Origin of the sequence: Psychrosphaera sp. F3M07 (assembly GCF_018860345.1) — a bacterium.
In the GTDB taxonomy this organism is placed as follows: Bacteria; Pseudomonadota; Gammaproteobacteria; order Enterobacterales; family Alteromonadaceae; genus Psychrosphaera; species Psychrosphaera aquimarina.
In genome coordinates this window covers 221,768-240,288 of sequence record NZ_JAHKPJ010000025.1, presented here as the reverse complement: position 1 = coordinate 240,288, position 18,521 = coordinate 221,768, and the positions used below count along the sequence as shown (strand labels likewise).

Genomic DNA, 18,521 nt, shown 5'->3' with positions numbered 1-18,521 from the left:
CTAAAAGTAAAGGCGAATTTAAAATAGAATGAATTTTAAACATAACAAAGAATGACAGCGTTGTCATTCTTTGTTATGTTTAAATTATTAATAGAAATAATAAATTTAAATTTAGTGACTTTGTCTATCTAGTCTTAAAATTGCCTGTTAGATATTGAGCTTGAATAACTTAGTGCGGGAGTCTCAAATGAAACGAAGATATACACTTATATTACCTTTGCTTAGCTTAGTATTAACTGGTTGTCAGCCAGATAGTATTCAGCAAAATGAAACTGAAAATAGCATTAATGCTGAAAGCTCAATTGCAGATTTTGCTAAAAATATTGAAGTGAAATATGAAATTATTACGAATCGTAGCGATGATAATTGTGATCCTAATGTAGTCGACGGATTGTGTTTTCAGGCGCAAATTAGATTAACTTCTCCCGTTTCATTTAATGACAAAGACTGGAAAATATATTTCAGTAACATGGGGCCAATTCAACAAGAAAGCAGCGAAGATTTTGATATAACCCATGTAAATGGTGATATGCACACTATTACTCCAAGTCAGTCTTACACAGGATTTATAGCAGGGCAGACGTATACTATTCCATTTCGAGGTGCATTTTGGCATTTGGCTCAGACGGACATGATGCCTAATTATTATATAGTTGGTAGCGATCAAACTCCTCACGTTTTATTAAGTACCAAACCGCAGCAAGATGCAGAAACAGGACTTGAGATTTTACCTTATTCAATTCCGTTAACTGAACAAGATCATCACTTTAAACGTACCGAAGCAGATAACACTCAACCTGCTACTGCTAATTGGTTATATAAAGAGAACCAAGCTAATTATGTTACACGTGATGTAACAACCTCCATTTTACCAACGCCAAAATCTGTGATTGTTGATAGTACTGACAAAAGCTTAGATCTTAAATCGGGTTTAAAGATAAATTTAGTAGGTATCAGCCAAGAAGGAATAGCAGCGGCGTTAAGTCGATTAAAATTGTTGGGCATTTCTCAAAGTACTACAGGCATAAACGTAACGATAAAAAATCAGCCTGGTTTAGAAGGGGAAGCATATGAACTCATTATTAATGAAAGCGAAATAAACATTGAAGCCGGTAGTGATACGGGGGCTTTTTATGCGTTGCAAAGTTTGTCGAGTTTAATAACCCCTGAATCAACAGTTGTACCTTTATTAACAGTAAAAGATGAACCTAGGTTTGATTTTAGAGGTATGCATGTGGATGTTTCTCGCAACTTCAAATCTAAAGAATTTATCTTAAAAGTATTAGAGCAGATGGCAGCATATAAGCTGAATAAGTTCCATTTCCATTTAGCTGATGATGAAGGTTGGCGTGTTGAGATACCCGGTCTACCAGAATTAACCGACATTGGTGGTTACCGTTGCCATGATTTAACAGAGCAAAACTGCTTATTACCCCAACTTGGCTCAGGCCCAAACAGAGACAGTCATGTTAATGGCTATTATACCGTAGAAGACTATAAAGAGATTTTGGCGTTTGCAACGGCTCGTCATATACAAGTTATTCCATCTATGGATATGCCGGGTCATTCAAGAGCCGCCATTAAAGCGATGACAGCTCGCCATAATAAACTGATGTCTCAAGGTAAAACTCAATTAGCAAATCAATATGTATTACATGATGTTGAAGACAGTACAGTTTACAGTTCAGTGCAGTTTTACAATGATAATACAATCAATGCTTGTATGGATTCATCGTATGATTTTATCGGTAAAGTGGTAGATGAACTGACGAATATGCACGAGCAAGCCAAAAATAAATTAACTCGTTACCATATAGGTGCAGACGAAACTGCTGGGGCTTGGTTAGAATCCACCGCTTGCAAAAAACTACTTAAAGATAACGTTACTGGTATTGAAAGTGCGGAAGATATTGCTGCTTATTTTGTTGAGCGAGTTTCTCGATTGTTGGCCAAACGAGGCATAGAAGCTGCGGGTTGGAATGATGGTATGGGCCATACTAAAAAAGAACGTATGCCTGAAGTTGTTCAATCTAATGCTTGGACCCCATTAATGTGGGGTGGTCATAAAGCTGCACACGAGCAAGTTAATAGAGGCTGGGAGGTCGTTATCTCAACACCAGAAACCCTATACTTTGATTTTCCGTATGAAGCAGACTCTAAAGAACGTGGCTATTACTGGGCATCCCGCCATATAAATAGCCATAAAGTATTTAACTTTATGCCAGAGAATTTACCGGCTAACGCTGAGTTTATGAAAGATAGAGAAGAAAATGCATTTGTATCTGACGATACGGTCCAAACAAATGATAAGGGCGAGATAACTCATAAACCTATGGAAAAAGGCAAAGGTTTTGTTGGTATGCAAGGGCAGTTTTGGAGCGAAAGTGTTCGCACTGATGATCAAGCCTCATACATGATATTTCCACGATTATATGCATTAGCAGAACGAGCATGGCACAAAGCTGATTGGGAACTTGATTATGATTATGATGGTAAAAAGTACAGTCAAGATACAATTTATATCACTGATGAAATGTATAAAAATAGAGATCTTGATTGGCAACGTTTTTCCAACCATATTGCGACAAAAACGTTATACAAAGCGGAATTGTCGGACCTATATTACCGATTACCAACGGTTGGTGCCGTAATTGAGAATGGTGTGTTAAGAGCCAATACTACCTTTGTGGGGGTATTAATTGAATACAAAGATGCCGATACTGGTTGGACAAAATATACAGGTGAAGTAGAAGTTAATACACCAGTTTTTGTCCGAACTATTAGCATTAATGGCCGACGTAAAGGAAGAGCATTAGCCGTTAATTAAAGAGATATTAAATGAAACTGGTCTTATGACAGCGCTTGTTAAAAGACCAATTTCATTATCTTGAAACATAAAAAGCCATTCAATTAGTAAAAATTAATGTCTTTAATAACAATGCATTATCTGAAAAATATAAAATTATAGCGATTCTTTCTTGACCAAATTTATTCTTGTGTTAACTTAAATGACAGCGCTGTCATTTTTGGTGGCAGTACTAATTCATGTTGTGGTGAAGTTAGCTCACGGATGAGCATTTTTTTATTTAATAGTTTGGATCAGTAATGAGTAAAGAAAAATACAATAATAAACAACTTTATTTAGGTATCGACGGTGGGGGCAGTAAATGTCGTGCGATTCTTTATTCTAACGAAGACGGAGTAATCGCCGACGCCGTATCAGGTCCAGCCAATGTATTACGTGGGATTGAAAAAGCACAACAACACATTATTGAAGCAACGGATACTGCATTGGCTCAGGTTGGACTTACTCCTGATTTTAAGGCTAATTTAATTGCAGGCATCGGTTTGGCCGGTTTAAACCTTGAAGCTTGTATGACAGAAATGAAACGTTGGAATTCGCCGTTTAAACAAAGTTTTTATACCACTGACTTACACATTGCTTGTGTGGGGGCTCATGGTGGTAAAGATGGCGCAGTGATGATCATCGGTACAGGGTCAAGTGCATTGGTTTGTCAAAATAACAAATTAATAGAAATGGGCGGTCATGGATTTCCTGTCGGTGATGCTGGTAGTGGTGCTTGGGTTGGCTACAAGTCAATAGAATTGGCATTGTTAGTATTAGATGGTTTAAAACCAGAAACTGATTTTATTAAAGCGATTTGTAAACATTATCAAATCACTTCAGCTATTGAATTGGCCCAAACAGTATCTGGTTTCACACCAACAGAATTTGGACGATTAGCTCCCTTAGTTGTGCAACATGCACAATTAAATGATCAACATGCAATTAACATATTGAAATCTGGTGCTGAATACTTGTCTGCCTTAGCAACGAAATTACTTCAAGATAAAACACTAAAATTATCGCTTATCGGCGGGTTATCGCCCTTAATGCAACCATATTTATCCCCTGAAGTTGTGGGTCAGCTGAAAGAGGCTGAGCAGCCACCAGAAGTAGGAGCGGTTTTATACGCTCAACAACAGTCTTCTGCTTGTGCAGTTGCTATTTAACGAATTGATTTAACATAGAATTTAATTAGGAATTAATTATGCTAACTAACACTATTATGGAACGCGAAGCGCGTGAAGCACCAACTCGCATTCAACAACAAATTGAAATGAACAACGAGACAGTTATTAAATTAGGTGAAACATTACGTCAATTAGCACCAAAGTTTGTATTTATGGTTGGTCGTGGTTCTTCAGATCATGCGGGTGTTTTTGGTAAATATTTAATTGAAGTTGAAACAGGGACGCCTGTAGTAGCAGCAGCACCATCAGTAAAAAGTGTATTTGGAACAGAAGTAAACCTAGCCGGTAGTGCTGTTATCGTTATTTCTCAATCCGGTCGTAGCCCAGATATCTTATCTCAAGCAGAAATTGCCAAAAAACAAGGTGCATTGTGTATTGCACTGGTCAATGACCAAAGTTCACCTTTAGCTGAAATTGCAGATGTTGTTATTCCACTTAATGTTGGTGAAGAAAAAGCCGTTGCTGCTACCAAAAGCTATTTAGCGACGTTATCTGCTTTATTACACGTAGTGGCGCATTGGAAAAATGATCAATCACTCATTTCTGCAGTAAATCAATTACCGGAAGTGTTAGCTAAAACCGTTGATGAGCCTGTTCAATTAAAAGCCGAAGCGGTTGCTGGAGTTGACCATCTTGTGGTTATGGGTCGTGGTTTTGGTTATGCCTTATCACGTGAAGTTGCATTAAAACTTAAAGAAGTGTGTGGTATTCAAGCTGAGTCATTTTCGAGTGCGGAGTTTTTACACGGTCCTGTTACTTTAGTAGAAGGCGGATTAGACATTATTAGCCTTGACTTAGCTGATGAGTCAAAAACGAGTCACGATGAACAAATTAACGAAGTTAAGTCTCGTGGTGCAACAGTAACGCATATTGCGCTGACGAATAACACAATTGCTAATAGAATTGCTCCATTAACATTATTACAACGTTTTTATATCGATGTAGCGCATGTTGCTGTAAGCCGTGGTGTAGATCCAGATGCACCAGCTGGACTAAATAAAGTAACTAAAACGTTATAATTTAGTCATTGCCTCAACACTAATTATCTGGCATCAGTCAGTCGCTTAGTTGCAATTAAGTAACTGATTGTTGTCATAAAATGGGTTAAGGTTTAACTAATTAATATCTTAGAGAACAATATGTTATTAACTGCCGATAAAGTATTTGATGGTTCTACATTCTTAACCAATGTAACTGTTGAAGTTGACCAAGATAAAATTATAGCCATCCATCAAGGTGTATTACCTAACGCGGAATATATCGCTGGCACATTAACAGCTGGCTTTATTGACGTACATGTTAATGGCGGTGGCGGTAAGTTATTTAACTTTGAACCGAGTGTTGAGACGGTAGAAACTATGATCTCGGCACATGCCAAATTTGGAACAACGGCGTTATTGCCCACCTTAATAACAGATGAAGCGTCTATCATGGAACGTGCCGCTGATGCAATTAGTGATGCTGTTAAACAAAATAGCCCTGGTATTTTAGGGATTCATTTTGAAGGACCTCATTTATCTATTCCTAAAAAAGGCGTGCATGAAGAAACCTTAGTTCGTCCTATTGGTAATAGAGAAAAAGCTATATTTAATCGTACCGATTTGGGCATAAAAATAGTGACATTAGCCCCTGAAAATGTATCGGATGAAGATGTCGTTGAACTGATAAATAATCAAGTGAAAGTATCTCTAGGTCACAGTAATGCCACTTATGAACGTGCAAAAGAGGTAGTTGCATTAGGTGCTGATAGCTTTACACATTTGTTTAATGCCATGTCTCCATTTACCAGTCGTGCACCCGGCGTATTGGGTGCTGCTCTGGAAACTGACTCTGCTTGGTGTGGCATTATTTTAGACGGACATCATATGCATTATGGTTCCGCAAAAATTGCACATGCAATTAAACCAAAAGGTAAGTTGTTATTGGTTACTGACTCAATGTCCACCATAGGAAGTGATCAGCAAGGTTTTGAATTTTTTGGTGTAGAAGTCATTCGTGATGGCGATAAGTTATCTACCCCAGAAGGGACATTAGCTGGTTCAGCTTTAGATATGATCACTGCCGTAAAAAACGCAGTAGAACACTTAGGTTTATCCTTAGAAGAAGCATTAAATATGGTTTCTTTGTATCCGGCGCAATACTTAGCGGTGGATAATAAAATGGGGTCAATACAGGTTGGAAAACAAGCTGACTTAACCGCATTTACTAACGACTTTAACGTTTCTAAAACATGGATAGCTGGCAAGTTAATTCATACCAATGATTAAAATCGTTTATTTTTAACAATAAACACAAAAATTAAAAATAATAATAAATCGGATCGCATTTAAGCACTGATAAATAAGCATAGGGGAGAGTCTAATGACTTCAATCGCAAACGAGCAACCCAATAAGGTTGTAAAAAGTAACATGATGCCAATGGTGATCATTGGTGTTTTGTTTTTCATATTCGGATTTGTTACTTGGTTGAATGGGTCATTAATTCCATTTCTTAAAATCATTTGTGAATTAAATGAGTTTCAAGCTCTGTTAGTAACATTTGCATTTTATATTGCTTACACCGTCATGGCGTTACCTATGTCTTTATTATTAGACAAAACCGGTTATAAAAACGGAATGGCGATAGGTTTAGCCGTCATGGTTGTAGGCAGTTTATTGTTTATCCCCGCGGCACAAACGGGTAATTATATTGTATTCTTAGCCGCATTATTTGTTTTAGGTTCTGGCTTAACTATCCTACAAACCGCCTCTAATCCATATGTTGTAAAAATTGGACCAGAAAGCAGTGCGGCCATGCGTATTAGTATTATGGGCTTAATAAACAAAGCAGCAGGTGTGTTAGCGCCAGCGATGTTTACCGCATTAGTATTGTCAGGTATGGGGGATTATTCAGAATCTTACATAGCAGGCTTAGATGATGTAGCGCGCCAAGCTAAAATCGATGAATTATCAAATGCGTTGATCATGCCTTATATCGCAATGGCATTAGTTTTATCGGCATTGGTTGTTTTTATCAAGTTTTCAAATCTACCAGAATTAGAGCTGGAAGATGAAGAGTCTACTGATGACGGCCGCAGCATCATGTCATTTCCTCAAGTTGTGTTAGGTGCGATTGCTATATTCTTTTATGTTGGTATTGAAGTTATTGCTGGTGACACAATTGGTTTATATGGTCAAAGCCTTGAAGTTGCCAATTTTGCGGGCTTAACGTCTTACACTATGGTGTTTATGGTTATTGGTTACGTGATAGGTGTCACTTGTATTCCTAAATACATTAGCCAACAACAAGCTTTACTTGGCTCAGCCATTGCTGGGATCCTGTGTGTGATAGGTGTTTTAACAAGCTCAACTGAAAGTACCGCTATTGCTGATGTATTATGGGGTTGGACAGGGATTGCAGTTATTCCTAATACGGTTACTTTTGTTGCATTACTTGGCCTAGCCCACGCATTAGTGTGGCCTGCAGTTTGGCCACTTGCGTTGATGGGATTAGGTAAACATACGGCTCAAGGTTCTGCATTATTAATTATGGGTATTGCGGGTGGTGCGATTTTACCTTTGGTATTTGGTCAAATAGCTCATGTTACGAATGACACAAGTCTAGGTTATATCGTCGGTTTCTTATGTTATGGCTATATTTTGTATTATGGTTTAGTTGGTCATAAAAAACGTACCTGGTAACCCTATTAAAATGAAAACACGCCTAGTTTTATCTAGGCGTTTTTGTAACTGAAATTAGTGGTAGCTTATTAGCCATCATCATTGAGTGATACTAATTTAGCCGTTGATAAGAATAATATTAATAAAAACACGAGTAACGCATGTCAGAAATTTTTCCAGTACCTGAATCCTATAAAGAGATATCTCTATTAAATAATGCTGAATATACAGCTATGTATAAACAATCTATCGAAAATCCAGACGAGTTTTGGCAAGAACAAGCACAACGTATCGATTGGATAAAGCCTTTCACCAAAGTAAAAAATACCAGTTTTAATAAAGGCAATGTTGATATCCGTTGGTTTGAAGATGGTGTACTAAATGCTAGTTATAACTGTATCGATCGACATTTAGCAGCCCATGCCAATGACACCGCCATTATTTGGGAAAATGATGATGGCAGTAAATCTACTCATATTAGTTTTCAAACCTTGCATGATGAAGTTGCCAAGTTAGCCAACGGACTTAAAAAGTTAGGTGTGGGAAAAGGCGACCGAGTCGCTATTTACATGCCTATGGTAGTTGAAGCCGCTTATGCGATGTTGGCTTGTGCTCGTATTGGTGCAGTTCACTCTGTTATTTTTGCTGGCTTTTCGCCAAATGCGATAGCGGATAGGATCAAAGATTGCCAGTCAAAAGTGATTATAACATCGGATGAAGGCTTACGTGGTGGTCAAACTATACCGTTAAAAGCCAATGTTGATGAAGCCTTAAATCGAGCCGATACAAGTTGCTTAGAAGCGGTTTTATGTTTGAAGTACACTGGGGCAAAAGTCGATTGGCATGATGCAGACTCTGCAAGAAATGGCATAGATATCTGGTGGGACGAACATTTAGCGGATTGTGAAAGTGTTTGTGAGCCAGAGCCAATGAATGCTGAAGATCCTTTATTTATTCTTTATACCTCTGGATCTACTGGCCAACCTAAAGGCGTATTACATACAACGGGTGGTTATCTCGTTTATGCATCTTTGACTCATGAATATGTATTTGATTGCAAACCAGGTGATGTTTATTGGTGTGGTGCCGATGTTGGTTGGATTACAGGTCATAGTTATTTAATTTATGGCCCATTGGCCAATGGTGTTACTACGGTAATGTTTGAAGGTATTCCCGTTTATCCAACAGTATCACGCTTAAGTGAAGTGGTAGATAAACATAATGTAAACGTACTTTATACCGCGCCTACTGCCATTAGAGCCTTAATGGCAAAAGGTGACTCTGTAATTGCAGGGACCAATAGAAGCTCATTACGTTTATTAGGCTCAGTGGGTGAACCTATTAATCCAGAAGCATGGAATTGGTATCATAAAACAATTGGTAACAGTAGCTGTCCGATCGTAGATACATGGTGGCAAACAGAAACCGGTGGCATATTGATTACGCCATTACCAGGCGCTACAGAGCTTAAACCTGGTTCTGCCACTCGTCCATTTTTTGGTGTAAAACCAGCCTTGGTCACTAACGAAGGTGACATCCTTGAAGGCGCTGCGGAAGGTAATTTAATTATCACTGACAGTTGGCCAGCTCAAGCCCGTACTTTGTATGGTGATCATGAACGTTTTGAGCAAACGTATTTCTCAACGTATGAAGGCCAGTACTTTTCTGGAGATGGCGCACGTCGTGATGAAGATGGTTATTATTGGATCACTGGCCGTGTTGACGATGTATTAAATGTATCGGGGCACCGTTTAGGAACCGCTGAAATTGAAAGTGCATTAGTAGCACATTCTGCTACTGCAGAAGCCGCGGTGGTTGGTTATCCACATGATATTAAAGGTCAGGGTATTTATGTGTATTTGATAGCAAAAGATGGAGTGGAAGTAACCGATGCCTTGACTAAGGAAGTGCGTGATTGGGTTGCTAAGGATTTAAGTCCAATAGCCAAACCTGACATGATCCAGTGGACTGATGGTTTACCAAAAACACGTTCAGGTAAAATCATGCGTCGTATATTGCGTAAGATAGCCGCAAATGAATACGAAACTTTAGGTGATACCAGCACATTAGCTGATCCTAGTGTGGTTGATAAACTGATTAAAAATAGACTAAATAAAGGTTAACTTCTTTGAAAATATCAGTAGTTTCTAACTAATTTATTAACAAATGGCTATTCAAGTAAATAGAATAGCCATTTTGTAATCAAGTACGGTTTTTAATTATATTTAATCGGAGTTGTATACTGCGATAGTGTAATTTACATCATTATCAGACAGTGTATTAAACTCAGCAAGTTTATAGGAAAAAGCGGATACGCTGAGCTCTATTACTATGTCAGGCTACAACGAGTCACTGTTGCAAATTATTACACTAAGAAAAGTAGACTAACTTAAAAATAACATTTTAATATTAGCCTTACTTGTCTAGAAATCTGACGATGTTTCATTGGCTTCTACATCAATGGGGGAAACTACTTATTTTTCTGACGGTTCAAGCGCAACAATATAATAACCTTGTATTAACATGTCTGTTAATTCCGTATAAACTTTAAATCTTTTTTGACCATTATGTTTAGTCATTAAATTAACCTTCAACAAAACAAAACCATCATCTCGACTAAGTGCGGTTTCAACTTCCAATTCCCATTGTCTTTCAACTACCTTTTGATATTGCACATCGGGATATATCTTTTGCCACCAATGTTCTTTATCGGGGATATCTTCTAATGTCCATCCAATTAATTTTGAAAAGCTGTTATTTAAAAACACAATTGGATGGTTTAAGGTGTTCGCTTTGTACTCAACTAATACGATAGGCAACGGCATCATATTTAGTAAAGTAGAAGGGATAGATTTTCGCATGATGTACAGCCCTATTAAAATGTTCCAATTAAGAGTATCAATGTTTCATAATTAATCAATTTGGGACGTGAGTACCTTACTTCACTTATTTTAAAGTCACGCGTCTCTAGGCAAGCCGATTCGTATTGCTTTTATCAAACGCTTTAGTTGCCTCGAACCAACACCTTCATCTTCTGCTTTTTGTTTTTGCTGCTCTAATGCCCAATGAATATGTTCATCAACCATGTCCGAAATAAGTGTTAATTTATTAGTTAATTGTTCTACCACTTCTAAGCTAAATGGAGCATTGCCTAATGCAACAGCAATATTACGCATCCAGCACTCAAACCCAATTCTTCTTATTGGACTGCCTTCTGTCACTTTTAAAAAATGAGGCTCTTGCCATTGCCACAATTCTAATAAACTCACAGGGTGTAATTGTGAGCGTGGTAAAAAATCGGGTTCCGTTGATAGCTCAGCATAACGATTCCAAGGGCAAATAAGTTGGCAGTCATCACAGCCATAAATGCGATTACCCATAGCTTTGCGATATTGTTCAGGAATGCTGTCTTTTAATTCAATGGTTAAATATGAAATGCATTTACGGCCATCAACAACATATGGTTCAACAATCGCTTGAGTAGGGCAAGTGGTGATACACGCAACACAAGTTCCGCATTCATTTTCTGCGGGAGTATTCGTTTCCAAAGCAATGGGTAAAAATAGTTCGCCTAAAAAGAACCAACTGCCAGCTTCTTTGTTGATGGTAAGTGTATGCTTACCTATCCAACCTAAGCCAGCTTTCTCAGCAATAGGTCTTTCTAAAACGGGGGCTGAGTCAACAAAAGGGCGAAAGGCGAGGTCATCAAAATTCAACTCTTTTTCTATCATCTGACCCAGTTTTTTTAGCTTGTTGCGGATGACTTTATGATAATCACGTCCAAGAGCATAACGACTGATAAATGCTTGGTTTGGTTGTTCTAGAGTCGCCGCAAAGGCAGCGTCAGGTGGCAGATAATCAAGACGAACAGAAACTAAAGAAATCGTGCCAGGCAATAATTCAGCAGGTCTGCTACGTTTGATGCCATGGCTAGCCATATATGACATTTCACCGTGAAACCCTTTTTTTAACCAATCTAACATTTTAGGTTCATATTCAGACAAGTCGATGTCAGATATACCTACTTGCTGGAAGCCAAGTTCGCTCCCCCACTGTTTTATTTTTTCAGAGAGTGCTGCAGTGTTAATTTGGGTGTTTAGTTTGGTTTTGCTCATTAATAAACAGTAGATTCAGGCTGCAAATAATAGGGGTACTTTACCATGTATTAACTAGGAGGCGCATAGAAGATCCACATGTATTTAAATGACAAAAAGAAAGATTAAACTTTTATCACTTTGACGAGTCGGAGTAAGCAATTAAGCCGTAAAATATAAAAATGGCAAAATTTAAAATATTAGATTACAAATAAGCATAAAAAATACGATTTGTACCTATTAATAGCAGTAGATTTTGCTGCAAAAAATGACGGAATAGGTATTATGAGCACAACTGCAATTGATCAACAATGAAGAACTATAATAAGTTGAACGATTTGAAAAATATCAAAGTTAATAAATCGAGTATTTATTACTTTCAGAGAGACATATCTTGTTAAAAAAAATAACGCTGCGTATTGTAAAAACAATTTGGGCCTTGTTCGCCTCGATTGTTATTTTATTTGCAGTAGCAGTTAGCCTCCTCAAGTTTGCACTTCCATATGCTGACGAGTATAAAGCAAATATTGAAGAATATTTGTTAACCAACTTCAGTGCTCAAATTTCCATTGGTGAAATTGGGGCCAGTTGGCAATCTTCCGGTCCCGTTTTTATCTTATATGATTTAGTCATCACTCCCACAGTCAGTACGCCATTAGATCTTGCCATCCATGAAACACAAATAGAAATAAACTTCTGGCAATCATTGGTAGAACAACGATTTGTAAGTGGTGCATTTTTATTGGATGGTGTGGATGCCAAAATTAATAGTGATGTATTTTATAAAGTAAGACCTAAGTCGAACGGTGGGCAGTTATTTGAAAACTTAAGTCACTTGTTCCTGTCACAATTACAGTCCTTTAAAGTTATCAATAGTTTAATCAAAGTAAAGCACCAGCAAGGACGTACTCAAGATTATCAAATAGAATCTTTACGTTGGATAAATCAAGGTAATCGACACCAAGCCAGTGGTGAATTATTTGTTGATGGTTTTTCTAATAACTCTATTTCCTTAATTGTTGATCTATACGGACAGCGAAGACAAAATATTTTTGGCCAAGTGTATTTAGAAGCGTCAAAAATGGATGTATCCCCTTGGTTAACTCAATTAATCAGTGATCATATTAGTTTGGAATCAACCGAAGCCAGTTTTAAAGTCTGGGGTAATGTGAAAGATGGCCTTGTCGGAGACATAGTTGTTGATGTAACTGATTCGGGCATTCGATGGCAAAAATCAGAGCAAGAACAATACTTAGGGGTGAAGTCAGCCAAGTTGCAATGGGCTAAGTCAACATCTGGTTGGTCAATGTTTGGCAATGACATAGCGCTCAATAATGGTGCTGAGGAATACGATGGTTTTAACCTCGTAGTTAAATCTAGTGATAATAATACTCTGGTAAATGTGACCGAGGGGGATATACAACCTATATCTAGGCTGTTTTCTTTGTTTTCAGCAACCAAAGGGTTAGGGCTTTTAGCCGAATCAGAAATCAACGGTCAGTTAGATTACTTTAAATTAAACGTTGATCCCCAAAATAAACTTAACGCAATAACGCGTTTATCAAACTTAAGTTTAGCGCCAATACAAAGTGAAAATACCGCCTATTTAGGTGTCGACGGTTTAGATTTATCTGGGTATTGGTCAGGTAATCAAGGCTGGTTCGAATTAACGGGTAAAGATGGAACATTTAATACACAAGATACGTTTAGTGAACACTTTACTTATTCCGATTTTATGGTGATGACTCATGTAAAGAGTAGTGACTATGGGATTACGATAAACGTACCTAAAATTTTCATTTCCAATCAAGACTTAGAGGTAAACCTAGCGGCGCAATACACAAATTTCAGTCAATCAGACCTTTCACTTTATGGTGAAATAAAAGGGCCGACTTTAGGTAATATAAAACCCTATTTACCGAGATACCTTATATCACCTGAAACCTATCAATATTTAAATTCAGCCATTGAGCAAGGCCGAGGTGAGTTAACTCAGGTTGCCATTAGTGGTGACCCTTCTCATATGCCTTATAGTGATTTAAGCAAAAGCGCTGAACATGGTACGTTTGTCCTTAAAGCTCTGCTAAAACAAGGTCAGTTTAAATTCGACCAAGACTGGCCAGCCATTAATAATATGGATGCTCAATTAATCGTAAAAGACAGTTTAATGACGATAAAAGTCGACTCAGGCGAGTTTGCTGGCTTAAATATAAAAAATGATGCAGAAGCCAATATCGCTCTGGACGCTGAACAACAAACATTACAGTTATTATTAACCCCTGAACGATTAGTCTTAGAAGATTTTCATACTTTAGTTGAGACAACTCCCTTAAAAAGCGTATTAGGTGATGTATTTGAGTTTGTAAAACTTGGTGGTGAGTCTACTGCAGCGGTAAATATATCAATACCATTTTCAGATGAGCCAGATGAACAGGGGAATATTCCTCAAGTATTGGCTCGGGGAAATGTTATCACTGACAATGCTAAAATGAGCTTACCAAGTTTAAACTTAGATTTCGAAAGTGTTAACTCGGTCGTCACTTTTGAAAACTCAACATTCAAAGTGTATAGCTCAGATGCCGAATTATTTAAGCTGCCAATTTCGTTTGAAGTTAATGGGTTTAATAGTGATGATAATTATTTAATAAGTGCAGAGTTAATTGCTGATTGGGAACGCAATTCCATTGCCGAGTTATACCCATTAAAGTTAATGGAGTATTTTGACGGTGAACAATCGTCAGTGGTTAAAGTCAATGTAAATATAGAACCAGATGGTTTTCAATACTTTGTTGATGGTAATTCGGATTTAACCTACACATCCTATGACATCACTAAACCAATAGTAAAAAAGATTGGTGAACCTTCTGTATTGAACTTTTCAATGTTGGGTGATCAAACGGGTGGTTTGTTACAAGTTAATTTAGACGATAAGTTATTCTTTGATGGCAATATAGTTGCTGAATCAGGCCGAATGGAACAAGCTCATCTAAGTGTTGGTGAAAGCTTAGTGCAATTACCGCAATCTGGTTTTGATATTTCAATTGAAGAAGAATATTTAGAGTTTGAACCTACTTTAACTTTTGTTTTGGATTTAATTTCAGACTTGCCAGAAAGTGACTCAGACCAACCAGGGTTTGTTGATCAGCCGCATCATATATTTGGTAATATTCAGCATTTTTCCATATTGGGTCAAGATTGGCAAAATGTGAGTTTAGATGCTAAACCACAAGATGATTCTTGGTTATTTTCTCTTGGAGCAAAACAAACATTAACTGACATAACAGTGTACAACGACGTCGAAAATGAAGGGATAAATATATCGTCATCATTTTTACGTTTAGGTACCGAATTAGAAACCGTCCCAGTTAATCCAGAAATGGCCAAGCCAACTAGAGCGACCGAAATACCTAAACCAAGTATGAATAACTCTGCAGATTTAATTCGAGGTTTGCCCCCTATTAAATTTGCTTGTGAAAGCTGTTTTTATAATGGTAAACCGCTTGGCAAAATAGAATTGTCGGCACAATCAGTTGGACCCGAATTAGTCATAGATAAAGCGACGTTAAATTATAAAAGTAACAGCGCAAATTTAACGGGTACTTGGCTTGGTGACTCAGGCTCAGGTCGAACTTTTGTTAAAGGTGATGTTAAATCGAAATTATTTGGTAAATGGTTGGATGAATATGGTCTATCAACTGGAATTGAGCAAAGTGATGCGTCCATTAAAGTGGAAGTTGACTGGAAAAGTGCTCCGCAGTGGTTGGATTTTGAAACCTTAAATGGCAAAGCTAACTTTCGTTTAGGAGAAGGGTATTTTAGTGAGATCAGTGACCAAGGGGTTCGTTTGTTTTCATTGTTTAGCTTTGATTCATTGTATCGAAAATTAAAATTAGATTTCAAAGATGTATTTTCAAAAGGTCTATTCTTTAATGATATTAAAGGAAGTATTGTTTTAAAAGATGGTATTGGTTATTCGGATAATATTCGTATGGATGGTGTGGCGGGTGATATGTCGATGGCTGGGTTCACTGATTTAAATACAGACACAGTAGATTACGATGTTAGCTTTAAACCCAAAATAACATCCAGTTTGCCTGTTCTTGCTTGGTTGTCTGCTGTTAACCCTGTTACTTTTTTAGGTGTGATGGCATTGGATAAAGTAATTGAAAATGCAGACATCGTTTCAGAGCTTAGACTTAAAGTAACGGGTGATTTAAAAGAACCCACAGTTAAAGAAGTTAAACGCTTTACCAAACGAGTCAAAATACCAGTGGATGAAATAGAAAAACAAAAAGAAACTCCGGTGGATGAAAAGCCAAAAGAAATACCAGAACAAGTAGGTCATGAATAAATGAAAGTTTATGTATTGCAAATGTGTTCCAGTCCAAATGTAAAAGACAACCTGTTGTTTGTACAAAAACAACTACTTGATACACCTACTGATTTAACCAATGCAATTGTTGTATTACCTGAATGTTTTGCTGCATTTGGTGCTGGAGACAGTAAAAACCTAGATATTGCAGAGCCATTAGATGATGGTCGTATTCAAACGCAGCTGGCAAGTTTAGCTCGTCAATATTCTATTTACTTAGTCGCGGGGACTTTTCCAATATTAAAGGATATAGACCAAGGTTATCCAAATAATGATGAGGGCGGCAGAAGCAAAGTTAGACCTATGACTTTAGTTTACTCACCTAAAGGTGAGCTAATAGCCCATTATCAAAAGATACATTTGTTTGACGTTGATGTAGAAGATGGCATTGGTAGTTACCGTGAGTCAGACAATTGGCAAGCGGGTGATAGCGTGGTTTGCTTTGATACTCCATTTGGTAAAGTGGGTTTAGCGATTTGTTATGACTTACGTTTCCCAGGTTTGTTTCAAACGTTAAGAGATGAAGGTGTCGATGTGGTTCTATTACCAAGTGCGTTTACCGAAAAAACCGGCGCAGCACATTGGCAAGTTTTATTACAAGCAAGAGCAATAGAGAATCAATTTTTCATGGTGGGCTGCAATCAAGCTGGTGTGCATGAAAATGGTAGGGAAACCTTTGGGCATAGTATGATCATCGACCCTTGGGGAACAATATTGTTGGATGCGCAAAAAGAACTCGGGGTATTTGGTGTTAATTTAAAACTTGATAGTTTAATTAATATCCGCCAGTCAATGCCCGTACAAAAGCACAATAAATTTGTTAGTCGTTATAACGATAAATAAAACAAACAATTCAATCCATATTACAAATAGGAATCACTTTGAACTCAGTAGAGCAGCGATTATTAACCGCAAATAACTTGACTCAGCAAGATGTGTTAGATGGATTAGCCATCATGTTAGAACACAAACTTGATTATGCCGATTTATACTTTCAGGCGAGTGCTCATGAGTCTTGGGTAATGGAAGATGGCATCATCAAAGACGGCTCGTACAATATAGAACAAGGGGTTGGGGTTAGAGCGGTTAGTGGAGAAAAAACAGGCTTGTCCTATTCTGACCAATTAAACGCACCAGCAATAATGGAAGCGGCGGGGACTGCAAGAAGTATTGCTGCTGCTGGGGCAAATGCAAAACAAAAACTGATCACTAAAACCATTGCCAAAGAAATATATACACCTTGTCAGCCTCTAGAAGCTATGACTAATGATGACAAAGTGGCGTTACTTAAAAGCGTAGACAGTTATATACGTAAACAATCGCCAGAAGCTCATAATATTGTAGTTAGTTTAACCGGTGTATTTGAACAAATTCTAGTTGCCGCAACCGACGGGACTTGGGGAACGGATACTCGGCCTTTAATACGTTTAAATTGTTCAATCGTACTAGAAAAAGATGGTCGAAAAGAACGTGGTGGTGCCGGTATTGGTGGCAGAACCGACTATGGTTATTTCTTAGAAATAAATGACGGACGATTACGTTATGAACAAGTAGCAGATGACGCTATTCATATGGCCAAAGTGAACTTAGAAGCAATTGAAGCGCCAGCGGGGACTATGCCCGTTGTATTAGGTTCAGGTTGGCCTGGTGTATTACTTCATGAAGCGGTAGGTCATGGTTTAGAAGGTGACTTTAATCGTAAAGGGTCTAGTAATTACAGCGGTAAGATTGGAGAGAAAGTTGCGTCAGATCTTTGTACTATCGTAGACGATGGCACAATGTTGAATCGACGCGGTTCTTTGAATATAGATGATGAAGGTGTGCCGGCTCAATACAATGTATTAATTGAAAATGGTATTTTGAAATCCTATATGCAAGACAAACTTAATGCCCGTTTAATGGGCGTTGAACCTACCGGAAATGGACGCCGTGAATCTTACGCTCATCTTCCTATGCCACGTATGACCAACACATATATGTTAGCAGGACAGAGTACACCTGAAGATATTATAGAAAGTGTTGATAACGGCATTTACGCCACTAACTTTGCTGGCGGACAAGTTGATATTACCTCAGGTAAATTTGTATTCTCAGCGTCAGAAGCTTACCTAATTGAAAATGGAAAAATAACTAAACCAGTGAAAGGAGCCACCTTAATCGGTAATGGCCCAGATGCCATGTCTATGGTGTCTATGGTTGGTAACGACTTAGCACTTGATAAAGGTGTTGGCGTGTGTGGAAAAGACGGACAGAGCTTGCCTGTTGGCGTTGGTCAGCCTACATTGAAGTTAGATGAAATGACCGTAGGTGGTACGCAGTAAAATTGTTGTATTAAACCGAAGTAAATAAAAAAAACGCAC

11 protein-coding genes are annotated in these 18,521 nt (G+C 37.9%); 9 read left to right on the top strand and 2 right to left on the bottom strand.

The annotated features are described in order from the left end of the window. Positions 1 to 187 precede the first annotated feature (187 nt). From KO505_RS15130 to acs, 6 genes are all read left to right on the top strand, one after another. On the top strand, positions 188 to 2,827 hold the full coding sequence (locus tag KO505_RS15130) for a family 20 glycosylhydrolase (protein WP_216056294.1): 2,640 nt from the start codon (positions 188 to 190) through the stop codon (positions 2,825 to 2,827). A 278-nt stretch (positions 2,828 to 3,105) separates the two neighbouring features. Continuing rightward, the gene (locus KO505_RS15125; RefSeq protein WP_216056293.1) at positions 3,106 to 4,014 is read left to right on the top strand and encodes a BadF/BadG/BcrA/BcrD ATPase family protein; all 909 of its coding nucleotides are present in this window, start codon (positions 3,106 to 3,108) and stop codon (positions 4,012 to 4,014) included. Between the two features lie 38 nt (positions 4,015 to 4,052). Next, positions 4,053 to 5,054, top strand: coding sequence for a glucosamine-6-phosphate deaminase NagB-II (gene nagB-II, locus KO505_RS15120; RefSeq protein ID WP_216056292.1), 1,002 nt, complete (start codon positions 4,053 to 4,055; stop codon positions 5,052 to 5,054). A gap of 120 nt (positions 5,055 to 5,174) precedes the next feature. Then, positions 5,175 to 6,302, top strand: coding sequence for an N-acetylglucosamine-6-phosphate deacetylase (gene nagA / locus KO505_RS15115; RefSeq protein ID WP_216056291.1), 1,128 nt, complete (start codon positions 5,175 to 5,177; stop codon positions 6,300 to 6,302). A 94-nt stretch (positions 6,303 to 6,396) separates the two neighbouring features. Continuing rightward, a complete protein-coding gene (locus tag KO505_RS15110; protein WP_252731821.1) occupies positions 6,397 to 7,716 on the top strand; it encodes a sugar MFS transporter in 1,320 nt (439 codons plus the stop codon). Between the two features lie 140 nt (positions 7,717 to 7,856). Continuing rightward, complete coding sequence (gene acs, locus KO505_RS15105; RefSeq protein ID WP_216056290.1) at positions 7,857 to 9,818, top strand: acetate--CoA ligase; 1,962 nt, start codon at positions 7,857 to 7,859, stop codon at positions 9,816 to 9,818. Positions 9,819 to 10,169: 351 nt separating this feature from the next. Here the strand turns inward: acs and KO505_RS15100 are convergent, their stop codons facing one another. Both KO505_RS15100 and queG read right to left on the bottom strand, forming a co-directional pair. Then, on the bottom strand, positions 10,170 to 10,556 hold the full coding sequence (locus KO505_RS15100) for a hypothetical protein (protein ID WP_216056289.1): 387 nt from the start codon (positions 10,554 to 10,556) through the stop codon (positions 10,170 to 10,172). A 96-nt stretch (positions 10,557 to 10,652) separates the two neighbouring features. Continuing rightward, positions 10,653 to 11,810, bottom strand: a complete 1,158-nt coding sequence (gene queG, locus KO505_RS15095; protein WP_216056288.1) for a tRNA epoxyqueuosine(34) reductase QueG — start codon at positions 11,808 to 11,810, stop codon at positions 10,653 to 10,655. 373 nt (positions 11,811 to 12,183) lie between these two features. Between queG and KO505_RS15090 the strand changes: the two genes are divergently transcribed. From KO505_RS15090 to tldD, 3 genes are read left to right on the top strand one after another with little or no spacing between them, the layout of a single operon-like run. Further along, the gene (locus KO505_RS15090; protein WP_216056287.1) at positions 12,184 to 16,140 is read left to right on the top strand and encodes a YhdP family protein; all 3,957 of its coding nucleotides are present in this window, start codon (positions 12,184 to 12,186) and stop codon (positions 16,138 to 16,140) included. Beyond that, positions 16,141 to 17,004, top strand: coding sequence for a carbon-nitrogen hydrolase family protein (locus KO505_RS15085; protein ID WP_216056286.1), 864 nt, complete (start codon positions 16,141 to 16,143; stop codon positions 17,002 to 17,004). Between the two features lie 38 nt (positions 17,005 to 17,042). Further along, complete coding sequence (tldD, locus tag KO505_RS15080) at positions 17,043 to 18,482, top strand: metalloprotease TldD (protein ID WP_216056285.1); 1,440 nt, start codon at positions 17,043 to 17,045, stop codon at positions 18,480 to 18,482. Positions 18,483 to 18,521 lie beyond the last annotated feature (39 nt).